The organism is Tolypothrix tenuis PCC 7101 (assembly GCF_963874875.1).
Lineage (GTDB): Bacteria > Cyanobacteriota > Cyanobacteriia > Cyanobacteriales > Nostocaceae > Aulosira > Aulosira tenue.
The window spans coordinates 6,020,349-6,037,126 of sequence record NZ_CAWNJS010000001.1; the positions used below are offsets into that span (position 1 = coordinate 6,020,349).

At 39.9% G+C, this 16,778-nt stretch carries 10 protein-coding genes; 6 read left to right on the plus strand and 4 right to left on the minus strand.

What is annotated here, in order from left to right; translation table 11 throughout:
- Nucleotides 1–9: 9 nt before the first annotated feature.
- Nucleotides 10–600, minus strand: a complete 591-nt coding sequence (locus AACU25_RS23780) for an ABC transporter permease (protein ID WP_096579882.1) — start codon at nucleotides 598–600, stop codon at nucleotides 10–12.
- Between the two features lie 571 nt (nucleotides 601–1,171).
- Between AACU25_RS23780 and AACU25_RS23785 the strand changes: the two genes are divergently transcribed.
- The 3 genes from AACU25_RS23785 to AACU25_RS23795 all read left to right on the plus strand — a co-directional run bounded on the left by AACU25_RS23785 (nucleotide 1,172) and on the right by AACU25_RS23795 (nucleotide 3,960).
- Entirely contained in the window at nucleotides 1,172–1,795 is a 624-nt protein-coding gene (locus AACU25_RS23785; RefSeq protein WP_096579884.1) for a hypothetical protein, read from the plus strand.
- Nucleotides 1,796–2,066: 271 nt separating this feature from the next.
- Nucleotides 2,067–2,531: a MarR family winged helix-turn-helix transcriptional regulator gene (locus AACU25_RS23790; RefSeq protein ID WP_096579886.1), complete on the plus strand. Its 465-nt coding sequence runs from the start codon at nucleotides 2,067–2,069 to the stop codon at nucleotides 2,529–2,531.
- Nucleotides 2,532–2,616: 85 nt separating this feature from the next.
- Nucleotides 2,617–3,960 carry an epoxyqueuosine reductase gene (locus tag AACU25_RS23795; protein WP_096579888.1) on the plus strand — a complete coding sequence of 448 codons (1,344 nt, stop codon included), beginning with the start codon at nucleotides 2,617–2,619 and terminating at the stop codon, nucleotides 3,958–3,960.
- 680 nt (nucleotides 3,961–4,640) lie between these two features.
- Here AACU25_RS23795 and AACU25_RS23800 read toward each other — a convergent pair.
- A complete protein-coding gene (locus tag AACU25_RS23800; protein ID WP_096579890.1) occupies nucleotides 4,641–5,216 on the minus strand; it encodes a TIGR04376 family protein in 576 nt (191 codons plus the stop codon).
- Nucleotides 5,217–5,430: 214 nt separating this feature from the next.
- On the opposite strand from AACU25_RS23800, the gene AACU25_RS23805 reads away from it, so the two are divergent.
- Entirely contained in the window at nucleotides 5,431–7,251 is a 1,821-nt protein-coding gene (locus tag AACU25_RS23805) for an ABC transporter ATP-binding protein (protein ID WP_096579892.1), read from the plus strand.
- A 137-nt stretch (nucleotides 7,252–7,388) separates the two neighbouring features.
- Here AACU25_RS23805 and AACU25_RS23810 read toward each other — a convergent pair whose 3' ends face one another.
- A complete protein-coding gene (locus AACU25_RS23810) occupies nucleotides 7,389–8,138 on the minus strand; it encodes a M15 family metallopeptidase (RefSeq protein ID WP_096579894.1) in 750 nt (249 codons plus the stop codon).
- A gap of 400 nt (nucleotides 8,139–8,538) precedes the next feature.
- On the opposite strand from AACU25_RS23810, the gene AACU25_RS23815 reads away from it, so the two are divergent.
- A complete protein-coding gene (locus AACU25_RS23815; protein WP_096579896.1) occupies nucleotides 8,539–10,110 on the plus strand; it encodes a metallophosphoesterase family protein in 1,572 nt (523 codons plus the stop codon).
- Nucleotides 10,111–10,602: 492 nt separating this feature from the next.
- Nucleotides 10,603–14,142 (plus strand): GAF domain-containing protein, encoded by a 3,540-nt coding sequence (locus tag AACU25_RS23820; protein WP_096579898.1) that lies wholly within the window; start codon nucleotides 10,603–10,605, stop codon nucleotides 14,140–14,142.
- A gap of 405 nt (nucleotides 14,143–14,547) precedes the next feature.
- On the opposite strand, the gene AACU25_RS23825 is transcribed toward AACU25_RS23820, so the two are convergent.
- Nucleotides 14,548–16,386 carry an APC family permease gene (locus AACU25_RS23825; protein ID WP_096579900.1) on the minus strand — a complete coding sequence of 613 codons (1,839 nt, stop codon included), beginning with the start codon at nucleotides 16,384–16,386 and terminating at the stop codon, nucleotides 14,548–14,550.
- Nucleotides 16,387–16,778 lie beyond the last annotated feature (392 nt).

Here is a 16,778-nt window from a genome sequence, read left to right on the forward strand (position 1 = left end):
ACATAAAATTTATTTTTTATTATTCTCTTGAGCAGATTTCTTACCTGCTGAAATAAACTGTACCAAAAGATATCCACTCAGATCCAATAACTGATCTAATAAACAGCCAATCACACCAATATAGATGATTGACTGAATAATGTAATTAGCATTGCCAGCTTTATAAGCATCCCAAGCCAGCGAGCCTAAACCTTTAGTGCCTACTAACATTTCTATGGCAATTACTGTAAACCATGCAACCCAAATGCTAACTTTTAAAGCATGAAATGTATGAAAAATAGCAGCCCGAAAGTGATTATACTGCCTGTAAAAATGTCGCATTCCAATTGCAGTATTCACAATCATTGACCAAAGGCTAGCCGAAAAAATCACTATTGCAGTAGCGGCTTCGCTTTCTTGAAAGATAATGAGCGCAATAGGTAGTAAAGCTATAGGGGGGATACTATGGGGTATCTGAAATATCCGTCTGCATATCTGATAGATGGTGCCATTGATACCAATTAAGTAGCCTATGAAACCACCTAAGATAGCGGCTGGAATGTAACCTACAAATAATCTCTGTAAGCTAGATAAAACATCTAAAAATATATTGTGTTCCATGCCTCAGTGCTCATTTGCCAAGTTTAGGGAATACTGCGGCAATTGCAAAAAAATATTGAATAGACGGAAATGGGAAGGTGTGATAGTCTGATTAAATTTATTTTAACAAAAATTGCAATCAAGTTTAATAAATTAAATACAATTTGAAGGATTTAGATTTGAGGAATAAATACACAAATTAAAAGTGTCTACTATAGCGAAAATATATTCATCAATAGTGCAGTAACATACTCTACATAATTTAATTATTACTATAAAATTTAATGTTTACTTTATAAATAACCTCAAAGGATATCGCCAAAAGGAATTTGGTTAATATACAAGCTAGAGTACAAATTCTTGTGCCCCTGTAGAAACTTGAGCTTTAGAATACTTAGTGCGATCGCCTCTACCATATATTATTCCATTAGGTAGAAGCTAAATTATCTTCTAATCACTTAAAGTACCACTATTGAGGCACTAATACCTTTTTTTGGTCACCATAAAGTTCTTGGTGCAGGATTTTTAGTGGACTCAAAACCTAAAAAAATAAGTGTTTAAATAACTCACTATTAAGCATATTCATAGTCAAATGTATAAGCAAAATTGCACTTTAAGCAACATCCAAAGTAATGGTAATCTGGTCAGTAAAAAGTCATGCCTGAGTAAAGCAACGCTTTTAACGCTGCTTGCAACTGGGATTACAGCTTGTGCTACCGAACCAAAGCAACCTGATGTTGTTGTCGTTCCGACACCACAAGCAACGGTTACCGTCACCGCCACACCACAAGTAACAACTACCGTGGTTGTTACCCCTACGCCACAACCAACAACTATTGTTCAAACTCAACCAATAACAGATGTATTAGTAATTACCAACGCCAATAAACAGACACTTGTAAATAGACCTGTGCAGTTTACAAATGTGAATGTTCAAAGTGTAGTAGGCGATCGCACCTTCTGGGTTGGTTCCAGCAATGCTCAACGAGTATTTGTGGTTTTGGCTCCCAATCTAGATGCGGGAAGTGCTGAAAATAAAGTTGTTGTGAAAGCAGGCCAAACCTTAGATTTAGCAGGTGTACTCAAACTAGTGCCCAGTGTCAAACAAGCACAGCAGCAGTGGAAAGGTTTAACGGCTACTGAAGCTCAAGGACTAAAAAACCAGGTAATTTACCTAGAAGCAAGTCAAATTAGGTTTAAGCCCAGCACTCAATAATTAGATATATCAAAACTGCAAGGAATATTTTTAGGGGGTGCAAGACTTTGCGCCTCCTAACACCAATTCTCAAAAATTCTGATACATATACCAATCCTATTTGATTGATGAAAAAGATTGCGAGAAAATACGCATAACTTACAAGTGTAAGAGTGGACAATTAAAAATCAGCATCTACAAACTGTCCCCAATCCTGACTACGATGACTCTCTATATGAAAGTAGATGATAAGGCTTGACATATATAATGAGTGTATATACACTTAATTAAAATGGAAAAGAAAATAGTTCAAGTCAATTTAGCTCAACTCAACCAAGTTAGTGTTTTGTGTACTTGCTTCAACTTGCGTAAAGCTTCACGAGTGGTGACACAATTCTTTGATCAAGAATTGAAGCCTAGTGGCTTATTGGCGACGCAGTTTACGATTTTAGTGGCGATTTCGCTTTTGAATTCTGGAAGCATAAATGGATTGGCTCAGAGCCTGGCAATGGATCGTACTACGTTGACACGCAACCTGAAGCCTCTGGAACGAGAGGGATTAATCCAAATTGAACCAGGGCAAGATCAGCGAACACGAGTAGTCAGCTTGACGGATGCAGGACAGGCAAGTTTAGCCAAAGCCTTACCCCTATGGGAGCAAGCGCAAGCTTGCGTTGTGGAAAAACTGGGTCAGGAGCGTTGGTCTACTTTGCTTTCGCATTTAAACGTAACAACAACTTTAGTCAGCCAATTTTAATTTTTTATCAAAAAGGTGTATATACACTTATTTGCTCTAGGGACTACTTTTTTGCTGTGGACATGATGTTTTGAAGGATAATTGTATGTCTAAATTTGATGAACACCCAACAGTCAAACACTGGCGTAAACAGGAAGCATCTGAAGCAAAAGTTATACCATCCACCCAAATTGATGCCCAATGGCTACGCCATCTCTGTCTAGAAGCTGGGGCTGATGATGTTGGTTTTGTTGAGATTGACCGTCCTGAGATTGCTGATCAACGTCAAGACATTCTGGCCGCCTTTCCACCTACCAAAACTTTAATCAGTTTTGTGTGCCGTATGAATCGAGAAAACGTCCGGAGTCCAGCTAGGTCAGTTGCTAATCTCGAATTTCATAGTACTGGCGATGAGGTTAATCATATTGCGCGTCAAATTGTGGCGGAGCTTGAACGGCATGGGATTCGGGGCTTTAATCCAGCAATGGGGTTTCCGATGGAAATGAATAAATTCCCTGGAAAGGTCTGGAGTGTGTCCCACAAACCAGTAGCCGTGGCAGCAGGTTTAGGACAAATGGGGATTCATCGCCTTGTGATCCACCCAAAATTTGGCAACTTCATTTTACTAGGAACGATTTTGATTGATGTCAAAGTGACAACATATCACCAATCCATTGACTATAACCCTTGCTTAGAGTGTAAACTCTGTGTTTCTGCCTGCCCCGTTGGTGCAATTAGTGCTGATGGACATTTTAACTTTTCTGCTTGCTATACCCACAACTATCGGGAGTTTATGGGAGGTTTCACAGATTGGGTAGAAACTATAGTTGAAAGTAAAGATAGGCATGAATATGGCCAACAAGTCAATGCTGCCGAATCTGCTTCTGTGTGGCAGAGCTTATCTTATGGAGCCAATTACAAAGCGGCATATTGTATGGCGGTTTGTCCTGCGGGTGAGGATGTAATTGCTCCCTTTTTGACACGGCGCAAAGAATTTATTCAAGAAGTCGTTAAACCTTTGCAGGCGAAGGAAGAAACTATTTATGTAGTACCAAACTCAGATGCTGAAGCCTATGTTACCCGTAGATTTCCTCATAAGCAGGTCAAACAGGTCAGGAATAGTCTAATACCAACATCAATTCGCGGATTCTTGGGCGGTATGCCTTCAACATTTCAACGCGAACACTCCAAAGGACTAAATGCGATTTACCATTTTACGTTTATAGGTGCAGAGTCATGCAAAGCAACGGTTATCATCCGTCATCAGACTCTTGAAATTCAAGATGGACATTTAGGAACTGCAAATTTAGCAATCACTGCTGACAGCAAAACCTGGTTAAAGTTTTTAGCAAAAGAACAAAATCTTGTTTGGGCAATTGTGCGACGGCAGATCCGCTTTCAAGGTCAGCTGCGTTTATTACTCGCTTTTGGTAAGTGCTTTCCACAATAGGCGAAGAGTTATCCCCACCCCATCTCATAGAGCCTTAACTGAGTTTTTAAATTGAGAGTATTTTGGTCAGTAATACGACTATTCAGACACTGACGATTCAAAACACTAAACTCAATTTCTGCCATATTCAACCCTTCGGGTTCGCCTGATTTCACCACTCTTGAGATGTACGGAGTTTTTTCAAAAATAAAATAGGAGTCCTATATAAATTTTTGGTAGCAGGGTAGTTTTATACGAAAAAAGAAAAATACATAAGTCTTGATTTCTCGTTTTGTAGCATGGCTTTTTCCCTCTCTCCAAACCTCTCTCCCTGTGGGAGAGAGGCTTTGAAACCCAGTTTTAGTTTTTTCTCTGCTTGTATGAAACCACCCTGCTATATAAATTTTTGGTAGGGTTTAGCACTGCTAAACTGCTAAATCCTTACAAGGCTTGGATGATGAGTTACGCTATCGCTAACGCATCATCCAAATATGAATTTGGGGACTTCCATAAGCAGAAAATAAATTATCTAATTTATTCAGATCATATTTTTATTTCTTCCCTGTCCCCTTGCCTAAACGAAAGTGGGATATTTTTTAGCTGTAATACCAATTCGCCAAAAAAAGACAACAGATTCAAAACCTAAAATTTAGATTCTGTCGAACTTTCTTAATGTTGAATTTTGAATTTGTATTAGTGGCTTATTTCCCCATCTGACGTTTCAATTTTTCCAACTCATCTTGAGTTTCCCAGCGGCGAAACTTTTCTTCTAAGTCATCAAAACTACTGGAATAACTAGTAGTTGAATTTGACCAACCATTGGTTTCTAAGCGCTGTTGGGATTGTGCTTTGGCGCGTATTGTCTGTGCTTCAGTTGCCTTGGCTTGTACTTCTTGCCTTCGCACTTGTATTTTTTGTAGTAGTTCTTTTGATTGGTTAATGCGTTCTTTTAACCCTTGCATATGTCCCCAACGCTGGTTACCTTCACGCAATAAAGCGGCTTCTCTCTCTTGCGCTGCCGCCGCTAAATCTTCTCTACCAGCAGATTTCGCCTTTTGCACACGGATATGCCAACGCTGGATTTCTTGAGCTGTAGCTAAAATTTCCTCTTGCGATCGCTTCTCTTGTAATTGTAAATCTGCAACTAGCTTTAAAGTATCTTCCTCTTGCTCGCGCAGCTGTTCTAGCAGCGCTTCTAATTCCAAATGAGGATTATTACGCAAGAATTCTTCTAAACGGTTTTCGAGAAACCGACTTAAATCATCAAATAAGCCCACGGCCAACACTCCAGAGTCAGGTGTGTGACTTTATTGTAGTAATTATTCACGTATAGGGAAAGGAAATGAGTGCTGAGTAGGAGAGACGCGATTAATCGCGTCTGTACAAGAGTGTTGAGTGGTAAATCGCTCAATATTTTGTAACCCTCAGTCTCCTGGTATCTAGGCAATATTGGTGAGCGATCGCAGGTGTTTTCAGGCTATAAAAAGAATAATGAAGACCAAAAAGAACCGAAACACTCTGCGGCAATCACTGGCAGTTTTCCGTTATAGCGGACGAGCTATTGGCTTGGTTTGGACTACTAGCCGTGCTTTGACCATTATTCTTGCTACTTTAACTTTAGTCGCTGGTCTTTTACCAGCTGCGATCGCTTACATTGGTAAGTTAATTGTGGATGCGGTGGTATTATCTGCCCAAGCTGGTGCAGATGGTGATATTTCTCGTCCTTTAATGTATGTAGGATTAGAAGCGATCGCAGTCATTCTATTAGCAGGTAGTCAACGGGGTTTGACTATTTGTCAATCGCTGTTGCGGGCGCTACTGGGTCAGCGAGTAAATTTACTGATTTTAGAAAAGTCGCTCACTCTCGATTTAAAGTATTTTGAAGACTCGGAATTTTATGACAAACTACTGAATGCGCGGCGAGAAGCTTCAGTTCGTCCGCTTTCTTTAGTTAACCGCACCTTTGGGTTGGTACAAAATGCCCTTTCGCTGGTAACTTACGGTATCTTGCTAGTGAAGTTTTCTGTATGGGCAGTAATAGTGCTAATCTTAGCAGCTATGCCTGCATTTATTGGCGAAACAAAATTTGCTGGTGAAGCCTTTCGCCTATTTAGTTGGCGTGCGCCAGAAACCCGCCAACAGCATTATTTAGAAAATCTTTTGGCGAGAGAAGATTTTGTTACCGAAGTTAAACTTTATCAATTAGGAGAAATGCTCCTCGGGCGTTACCGCCAGCTATTTAATAACCTCTATGGTGAAGACCGTGATTTAACTTTGCGGCGAGGATGGTGGGGTTATCTTTTGAGTTTGGTAAGTACTACAGCCTTCTATTTAGCATATGGTTGGATTGTTATTGAAACAGTATTAGGTAAAATTTCCTTGGGAGATATGACGATGTATCTCACAGTATTTCGCCAAGGACAATCAACTTTTTCTGCTGCTTTAACTTCCATTGGTGGAATGTACGAAGATAATCTTTATCTTTCCAACCTTTATGATTTTTTAGAAGAGCAAACACCACAACCTTGGGGTACAGCTAGCAAAGGTATAAATCCCAAAGATGGAATCAGATTTGAGAATGTATCTTTTACTTATCCAGGGAATTTAAAACCTGCATTGCAGAATATTTCTCTACATTTAAAACCTGGAGAGAAATTAGCAATCGTCGGTGAAAATGGTTCTGGTAAAACTACTTTAATTAAATTACTCACCCGACTTTACACCCCAGATTCTGGCAGAATCACCCTTGATGGTTTAGATTTGCAGGAATGGGATGTAGAAGTATTGCGTCGTCGAATTGGTGTGATTTTCCAGAACTTTGTCCGCTACCAATTTACTGTGGGAGAAAATATTGGTGTTGGTGATGTGGAGTATTTAGAAGATACAAATCGCTGGCAAAAAGCTGCTCAAAAAGGCATGGCACAACCTTTTATCAATCAATTACCTAACAGTTTTCAAACTCAACTTGGGCGTTGGTTTAAGGGAGGGCAAGAATTATCTGGGGGACAGTGGCAAAAAATTGCTCTCTCCCGTGCTTTTATGCGAAGTCGCGCTGATATTTTGGTATTAGACGAACCCACATCAGCGATGGATGCTCAAGCTGAATATGAGATTTTCAATCATTTTCGCACTGTCACCAAAAATCAAATGGTATTTTTAATTTCTCATAGGTTTTCCACAGTTCGCATGGCAGATAATATTATGGTTATCGAAAGTGGAAAAGTTGTAGAACAAGGAACTCACGAAGAATTATTAGCCACTGGCGGACAGTATGCGAAGCTGTTTTTATTGCAAGCAGCCGGGTATCAGTAGGAGAAGAGGCAAGGGGGCAGGGAGTAGGGAGCAGAGGCAAGGGGGCAGGGAGCAGGGAGCAGGGGAGAAATAATTAATGGCAAACACCAATTACCAATTACCCAATGCCCAATGCCCCATGCCCTATGCCCTATGCCCTATTTTCTTGGAATCTTATTAAACGGCGCATCCATCACAGCATATTTGTCCCAATCTGGCGCATCAAAGTGCCACCATTCTGTTGCTAAACCTGTAAATCCTCGCTTTCGCATTGCATCTTCTAGTATTTGACGATTTTTGCGAGATTGAACGCTGCCGCCACTATAATCTCTATGGGAAGCTGGTGTAAAAGCATCAAAAGCGCTAGGCATTTCTAATTCTTTGCTATTGCTATCAATTAATGTCAAATCTACTGCTGCACCGCGATTATGTCGAGAACCTTTAGCAGGATTACCTACATATCTTTCATCAGGTAGGATTTTCCACATTTCTTTTTGTACGGAAAGTGGTCGATAGCAATCATAAACTTTTAAACTTAATTTATTTTTAGCTAAATCTTGTTGTACTAATGAGAGTTGTTTCGCTGCTCCATAGCGTAATACACATCTAGCTTCAGGATATAATTTCTTTTTCAAAAAGTTATTGGGTGTGGCATAACGAATATCCAGCGCAATATTTTTATTAATTGATTGAATATCAACTAGCCTTGCATCTGCTGCTGTGATGGCAGTTTGCTCATTTAAATCTGTTTCTGGAGTTGGCGAGGCGCTAGGCGAGATTACTTGATTTGGTTGATTTGGGGAGTTGGCAATGGCATTGTTGTTAACTACTTTAGTTTCATTGCAAGCAATTGCTAGAAATAATATACATATTATCAAACTGATAAATTTCCACCAGCGATTAATCATGAGTTTAAAGATTGAGGAATTATATGAAATAGAATTATTGTGTCAGTTAATCTACAGTAGATGACAAATTTTGGTTTACAGATGCTTCCTAAAGCCCAACAATGTTGTGCCCTTAGTTGCATAATTCATACCCCAGAAAACTGCTGTGTTAGCATTGGTTAAATGATTCTGTCAATGCAAAATCAAGTTTAAATCATCTCCTATCTGCTGAAGCTGCTTGACAATAAAAAGTAAACTATAGGCAAGAAGACTTTTTTGACAAGATATTGTAACCAAGGCACTTGGCTATATCATTCTAGAAGCAGAGCTTAAAAACTGCCTTTATCGTAGATTATTACTGTAAAATCGCCAAGAAAACAGAAGCTCGTTACAATCAAGGTTAGGCGTTAAACATTCCAACATGAGATTGATATCCGAACCACCAATTCCCGTAAAAATTCAAAAAATGCAGGAACGGGTGCGTTGGCTTCATCCCCAAATTGTGCAGCGAGGAATCGACCAAACCAGTATGGTTGTGGACGATAACCACAATGAGAATCCGGAATTTTCTTTTATGGTTATCGGTGATAGCGGGACAAAATCCCATTTCGGATACCATCCCCAACGACAAGTAGCCGAACTCATGCTTGCTCATAAGGATGATTGCCGTTTTGTGCTACACACTGGTGATGTCATTTATGTGGTGGGTTCCCATGAATATTACCCAGCAAATTTTATCGAACCTTACCGTGAATTTTTGGTAGGTGGAGAAAATCCCGAGAAAATTGCCTATGATCGCATGGTGTTTAATCTGCCATTTTTACCAGTACTAGGCAATCACGATTACTATGATGTGCCTTTGATGTATCGTCTGCTGACAGGTAGCACATTACGGCTACGGCGGATGCTACGTTACAAAGATTTTGAAATTGGTTGGCATGGTTCTAATCAAGGTGATGCATTCTCACGAGCTTTTCTTGATTATCTCGCAGCAGTCTCATCTCCCGAAGAATTAACGCAGCACTTAGACAGTCACTATACTGCTAAAACCGACAATGGGCGATGTTTGCGTTATCAACCAGGCGTTTTTACCCGCATACCCAACCGCTATTACACTTATAGATATGGCGGTATAGATTTTTTTGCGCTCGATTCCAATACCTTTAACGAACCATCGCCTTTACCTACCACCCAAGAAGGAGAACTTTATCGCCGGGAATTACAGAAGCGTCGCCAGCAAATCGATCAAGAAGAAGTGCAGATTTTGGAAATGAGCGATCGCCTCAATGCAGATAACCCGGAGGATGCGGAACAACTCGATGACCTTAGTGCCAAATTAGACCAAATCAACGAAGTCAAAATTGACATTGAAAAGCAACTTGCATCTCACAGCGCACCCAAGATTGACTTTGAACAACTAGACTGGTTGCGTAGTCGGCTGATTGAATCTTGGAATAACCCCGAGGTGCGCGGACGGATCGTTTATCTCCACCATCCCCCATATGTAACAGAAGCTACTAAGTGGCATCAAGCCCAAACCTTAGCAGTACGTCATCGCTTGCGTTGGGTATTTGAACAAGTAGCGGAAAGTCTGGGTTCTTTAGTTAAAGAGCGTCCGCTAGTAGATTTAATCCTCAGTGGTCACGCTCACTGTCTAGAATATCTCCGCACCGTTGACACTGGTTACGCTGACTCCCATATCAACTACATTATCTCTGGTGGTAGCGGTCGTCGTCCCCGCCGCCAGCGCGCAGAGGGAACAGAACTAGAAGAGACATTTACCGATAGTTCTGGTAGTTCAACCCGCAAAGTTGCTGATTCGTTATTATATGTAGGACGCACTGGTTACAGTTCGCAAAAGCGCTTACCTTATTCATGTGTGCGGATTGATGTTCATAATGGCACTCCACTTAAATTTACCGTTAAACCATTAGTAGTAGAGCGTGTTGGTCAATATTGGTTTAATAGTCAATTTGACCCGTTTGTAATTTAACAGGTGGGCAAAGGGAAAAGGTTAAAGGGGAAAGGGAAAATACAAACCTTTCCTCCTTTTGCCGACTTCTGCAACCAGTCTGTTGAATAATTTTGACCTTTGACAGTGAACTGTCAACGACTTGAAGGGAATAATTTATTTTTTGCAGTTACCCAAAGTTGTGACCTTAAGAATAATTTATCTGTTGCAAACTTTATTTGAATTAGTATTAGCCTGCTTAATAAGATTTAAGCTAGCACTATAAAAATTCATACCTCAGTTAGATGACAAGAAAATCAATAATTGTATTAGTTAAAAATCTGAAAAGTTTGAGTGTTTGGCGTTAATTTCATCAATAAAAGGGAACTATATACAATGACCATCTTCTCAAAAATATTTAGACCCTGAAATAGGGGGCTAGGAATTGGCAACTATTAACAATTTTGCAGTTGTTCATTCTCGAGAAGTTTGGGAGTAAACATTTTTGTTATCAAAATTCCCAAAATCAGAGCCATGACACTTAATTCAACTTCCACGGAAAATGAAATTCTATTGTCAAGTACTGAACTACAAGAACAACTAGAGCAACAGAAAGCTTTAGCCAATGTCATTGTGCGAATTCGGGAGTCACTTGACTTAGAAACGATTTTTCAAACTACTGTGACAGCAGTGCTGCAATTACTGAGTGCAGACCGTGTAGCAGTATTCCAGTTTAATCATCAAATAGAGTGGGAAGGTGAATTTGTTTGTGAAGCGATCGCACCTGGCTGGGACTCGGTAATCGGAACTAAGGTGCATAGCAGTTGTTTTGGAGAACAATTTGCTACTCAGTATCAACAAGGACAGGTGCAAGCCGTTACTGATATTTATGATGCTGGACTCAATCATTGCTATGTAGAAATTTTTAGTCAATTTCAGGTACGCGCGAACTTAGTTGTGCCGTTATTACAGGAGCAAGAAGTGTGGGGCTTGCTTTGTATTCATCAGTGCAATGAGCCTCGTCACTGGAAAGAATCGGACATTGAATTTATCTGCCAAATTGCGAATCATTTAACTGTTGCAATTCAGCAAGCAAAACACTTGCATGAAGCACAATTACAAGCCACAAAATTAGCGCAAGCAGCCCAACGCGATCAGGTAATTGCTCAGATTGTCGATAAAATTCGTTCCCCGTTAGATATCGAAAGCATCTTTGCAATGACAACACTAGAAATTCGCCAACTCCTGCAAGCTGACAGAGTGGCAATCTTTCGCTTCAATGCCGATTGGAGTGGTAAATTTGTGGCGGAATCATTTGCGGAAGGCTGGATACCTTTAGTGGGTGTAGAAACTGCGATCGCAGATACTTATTTACAGCAAAATCAAGGCGGACGCTACATTAACAACGAAACATTTACCATTAATGATATTTATCAAGCCGGATTATCCGACTGTCACGTTGCGCTATTAGAACAATTTCAAGCAAAAGCTTTTGCCACTGCGCCCATTCTCCAAGGAGATAAACTATGGGGAATCATTGGTGCTTATCAAAATTCCTCACCGAGAAAGTGGCAATCTTATGAAGTGGAATCACTAACCAAAATCAGTACACAAATTGGGTTAGCCTTACGACATCATCAGTTATTTGCCCAAGCTCAATACCAAGCAGAGCAACAAAAAACATTAACCAGCGTCATTACCCGTATTCGCGAATCTTTGGATTTAGATGTCATCTTCCAGACTACAGTTACACAAGTGCGGCAAATGCTGCAAGCAGATAGAGTAGCAGTCTTTTGTTTTGATTCGCAAAAAGATTCCCAGGGAGAATTTATTTCTGAGGATGTTGCCGCGAATTGGGAATCAATAATTGCTGCCAAAACCCCAGAAATTTCTTTTGGCGAACAGTTTACGGCTTATTATCAACAAGGAAAAGTCAAAGCGATCGCGGATATTTTTACAGAGGGATTAAGTGAATCTCATCTAGCAATTCTTAGCAAATTTCAGGTGCGCGCTCAACTGGTAGTTCCTTTGCTCAAACGAGGCACTTTATGGGGCTTACTGTGTGTGCATCAATGTCGTAATCCGCGCAATTGGCAAGCTTCAGAAATTGAATTTGTCAGCCAAATTGGAGAAAATCTAGGAGTCGCTTTACAACATAACGAACTTTTATTAGAAGCAAGATACCAAACAGAACAGCAAAAAACATTAACTGGTGTAATTGCCAGAATTCGTGAATCTTTAGATTTAGAAAAAATCTTTCAAACTTCTGTTAGCGAAGTGAGACAACTGCTAAAAGCTAGCCGAGTTGGTGTTTTCCGCTTCGATCCTTTATCAGATTGGGCAGGAGAATTTATCTACGAAGATGTAGCTCCCGATTTCATTTCCGCAATTAAAGAAAAAGTTTACGATCATTGTTTTAGCGAACAATTTGCTTCCCTTTACGCCCAAGGTCGAGTGAATACAGTTGCAGATATTTATCAAGAAAAATTTAAAGACTGCTATATCAAAATCTTAGCAAGATTCCAAGTGCGTGCCAATATGGTTGCGCCTCTATTAAAGCAAGGTGAACTCTGGGGATTACTTTGTATTCATCAATGTGACGCACCTCGTAATTGGCAAACTTCAGAAATTGAATTTGTCAGTCAAATAGCCGAACAATTAGGAGTGGCTTTAAAACAAGATTCTTATTTAAAGCAGTTTCAAATGCAAGCAGTTCAGTTAGCAGAAGCAAAAGAACGAGAAAAAGCTATGGAACGGCAAAAACTGCTGGCTGCAACTATTGATAAAATTCGGCAATCTCTCGATATTCAAACTATTTTTAAAACTACTACTCAAGCAGTTCTCGAGCTACTAGAAGTTGAGCGGATTGCTATCTACCGCTTTAACTCAGATTGGAGCGGTAAATTTGTAGCCGATTCTTTCAAGGATGGTTGGAAACCAATGACACAAGCCCAACCAATGATCATCGAAAACTTTGCCAGTACTGATGATGATAATGAACTTCCTCGTAACGAAACTTTTGTGCCGATTCGTCAAGGAGAAAAATTATGGGGATTATTAGTTGCTTATCAAAATTCCCAACCCCGTTATTGGAAAGATGAAGAAATTAATTTACTGGCGCAAGTAGGCGTGCAATTAGGGATTGCACTTCAGCAAGGAGAATTACTAGAGCAAACCAAACGTCAAACCTTAGAATTAACTCAAGCTCTACAAGAATTAAAACAAACTCAATCGCGTTTAATTCAAGGGGAAAAAATGGCTGGGTTAGGGCAACTAATTGCTGGAGTTGCTCATGAAATCAACAATCCTGTAACTTTTATTTCTGGCAACCTTGTACATTTAAATGAATATACTGACGAACTATTGAAAGTTGTCAATCTTTATTGGCAACATGATTCATTATTTCCAGAGATTCAGAAACAAATTAATCGCAAAGAATTAGAATTTATCATCAAAGATTTACCCAAAACTATCGATTCCATGAAGATAGGCACCGATAGAATCGACCAGATTGTGCTATCACTGCGAAACTTCTCGCGTACAGATGAAGGTGAATTGAAGGCAGTCGATATTCATGAAGGCTTAGATAGTACTTTGCTTATCTTAGGACATCGCTTTAAAAATCATAAAGAGCGCCCACCAATTTCCATTGTCAAAGAATATGGCATTTTACCTTTCGTGGAATGCTATCCCGCGCAAATCAATCAAGTGCTGATGAATCTCTTGAGTAATAGCGTTGATGCTTTAGAAGAAAAATTTAAAAACATCAATAAGAGGTATTTACATTCATCAATACAAACCCCAAATACTCCTTTAAATATTTGGATTAGTACGCAAACTTTAAATAATCATATTGTCATTAAAATAGCTGATAATGGCTTAGGCATACCCGAAGAAGTGAGAACTCGCATTTTTGAACCATTCTTTACTACAAAAGAAGTAGGGAAAGGTACAGGCTTAGGGTTATCTATCAGTTATCAAATAGTAGTTGAAAAACATCACGGTCAGCTTAGATGTTCTTCCCAACCTGGACAAGGTACAGAGTTTGTGATTGAAATTCCCATTAAACAATGACCGAATTTTAGATTTTATACCATTTTGAAAAAAGAACGCAACAGATGGGTAGGTAATACCATTTCACGAAATGCCTGATACAAATGATTAATCTCTAATTCTTTCCCCCTGCCCCCTGCTCCCTGCCCCCTTGCTGCCTATTTGTATCAATCTTAAAGTGAACCGGTATAAGGGCACGGCATCCACAATCTTTTGGCATATCAAATATCTTATTGGTGCCGTGCCCCTACAAAGAATTTATCTGTCGCAAACATTATTTGAATTGGTATTAGATTTTAAATTTTGGATTCAATCCAAAATCCAAAATTGATTGACATCAGGATTAATCGATTTAGAGCCTTAGTATCTTTGTGTGGCAATACAATTTATTGTGAAAAGCAAAGATACTAAGAAAACTCTATGTACTTATAGGTAATACCTAACAGTAGAGATAACGCGACTTTTTTTAGCTCTTAAAGCGGTTTTTAAGAACAAGGTTGTTTGGTTATGCAAAATGCTATCCCACCAGTTGCGAGTTACAAAAGCGGGAATAACAATTGTCGTGAAAACATCGGGATGGCGTTCTTCAAACTGAGACACAAAATCGACAATGGGAGTAATTACAGAACGGTAAGGGGAGTCGATAATTTCTAAAGGAATATCGGACTCTAATTGTCGCCATTTTTCTTGCAGTTTCTCGCGGTCTGTAGAACCGTTAATATCTACATGGACTGCGACAATTTCATCAGCAATGGTGCGTGCATAATCTAAGGCTTCTACTGTCCCGCGATTTAGATGTCCTACCACAACTACAGCTGGGTGAGTAACTACTTCTGGTTTTGGGCGAGGAATATAACTGCGAGGAGCGATTCCTTGAATACTCAGGCGTTCGGCTACGTATTGATAGTGACGGTGAATGCTAGAAAATAGCGCTACCACTACAGGAATCGCCACTACAACTAACCAAGCTCCTAAAAGAAACTTTGTAGAAACAATAACTATTAGCACCACCAATGTTGCGATCGCACCTAACCCATTCATGAAAGCGCTAGCACGCCAATTCGGTTCCCGCGATTGGAACCAATGACGCACCATCCCAGCTTGCGACAGGGTAAAGGAAGTAAATACACCCACCGCATATAGGGGAATAACGGCGTTAACTTGTCCTTTAAAGATAATTACCAAAACTGCCGCACACAAGCTGAGGAGAATAATCCCGTTAGAGTAGACTAAGCGATCGCCCAATAAAGCTAATTGTCGGGGTAAGAAGCCATCTCGTGCCAAAAAGTAACAAAGTCTAGGGAAATCTGCATAACTGGTATTTGCAGCTAATAGTAAAACTAGCAAGGTAACAATTTGCACAAAATAATAAAATGCATTATTCCCCAAAATCTCTCTACCTAAAAGAGATACTACTGTTTGTCCCTCTTCTGGTACCACATGGTACACATTTGATAAATATGTGATACCAATAAACATTAAGCCGAGAATACCACCCAAATAAAGCAAAGTAATGCGGGCGTTTTTCCACTCTGGTTCCTTAAATGCTAAAACACCATCAGAAATTGCTTCTACCCCTGTGAGTGCTGTACATCCAGCCGAAAATGCTCGCAAAATAAAAAACAAGCTCAGTCCTTCTTGCACAGGAATGGGAGGATATTCTGCGATCGCCTGTCCAGTAACTTGCTTGAACAAGCCGATTGCAATCAGCACAAAAATACTCACAATAAACCCATAGGTAGGAATCATAAATATTCTGCCTGATTCTTTCACTCCTCGGAGATTTGCCAGCATCAACAAGAAAATGAAAATTAAGCACAAACTGACAGTGAAAGGCCTAAGCGCTGGAACAGCTGATGTGAGCGCGGCTGTACCCGCAGATATACTGACGGTGACTGTCAATATATAGTCAATCATCAGTGAACCCCCTGCTACTAGACCAGGATAAAGACCCAAGTTTTCTCTAGCAACAATATAAGAACCACCGCCTTGAGGATAAGCGCGAATAGTTTGCCGATAAGATAGTACAACTATGCACAGCAGGAGAATAATTGCGATCGCAATCGGTAGCGATAAACCAAGTGCGCCGCTTCCCGCTGCGACTAAAACTAACAGGATTTCTTCTGTTGCATAAGCCACAGAGGAGAGCGCATCCGAAGAAAGAACCGCTAAAGCAGCCGCATTACTCAATCGCTCTTCACTATGAGCGCTGGTTGGTAATGATTTACCGAGTAGAAATTGTTTTATCTGTGGGTAGAGGGACATACTGAGTCCACCTGAAAAAGGTTAGTACTCCTGCTCAATTGAATTGGTAGTGTAACTTCATGTAGAAGTTGGATCAACAGGAAGCAGGAAGAATCAAAGGAATGAAATTTCCCTTTCTCCTTAACCTTTACCTTATCCCCACTGTTTACAAAAGTATCTTTTGCAAGAGGACTACTAAAAACTGAGCTAGGAATATAGCAATTTTGGCAGATTGCTCAGGTATTAGGCGATAGGGAATTAGGGATTGGGTAATGGGTAATGGGTAATTGGTAATGGGAAATACATAAGTGCTTAAACAGAATTATTTACACACATGATTTTTGTTCCCTATTCCATTTGCCAAGGAATGCATTTAATGTTGTACGACTAGATGATCTAATACTGTTTAACTT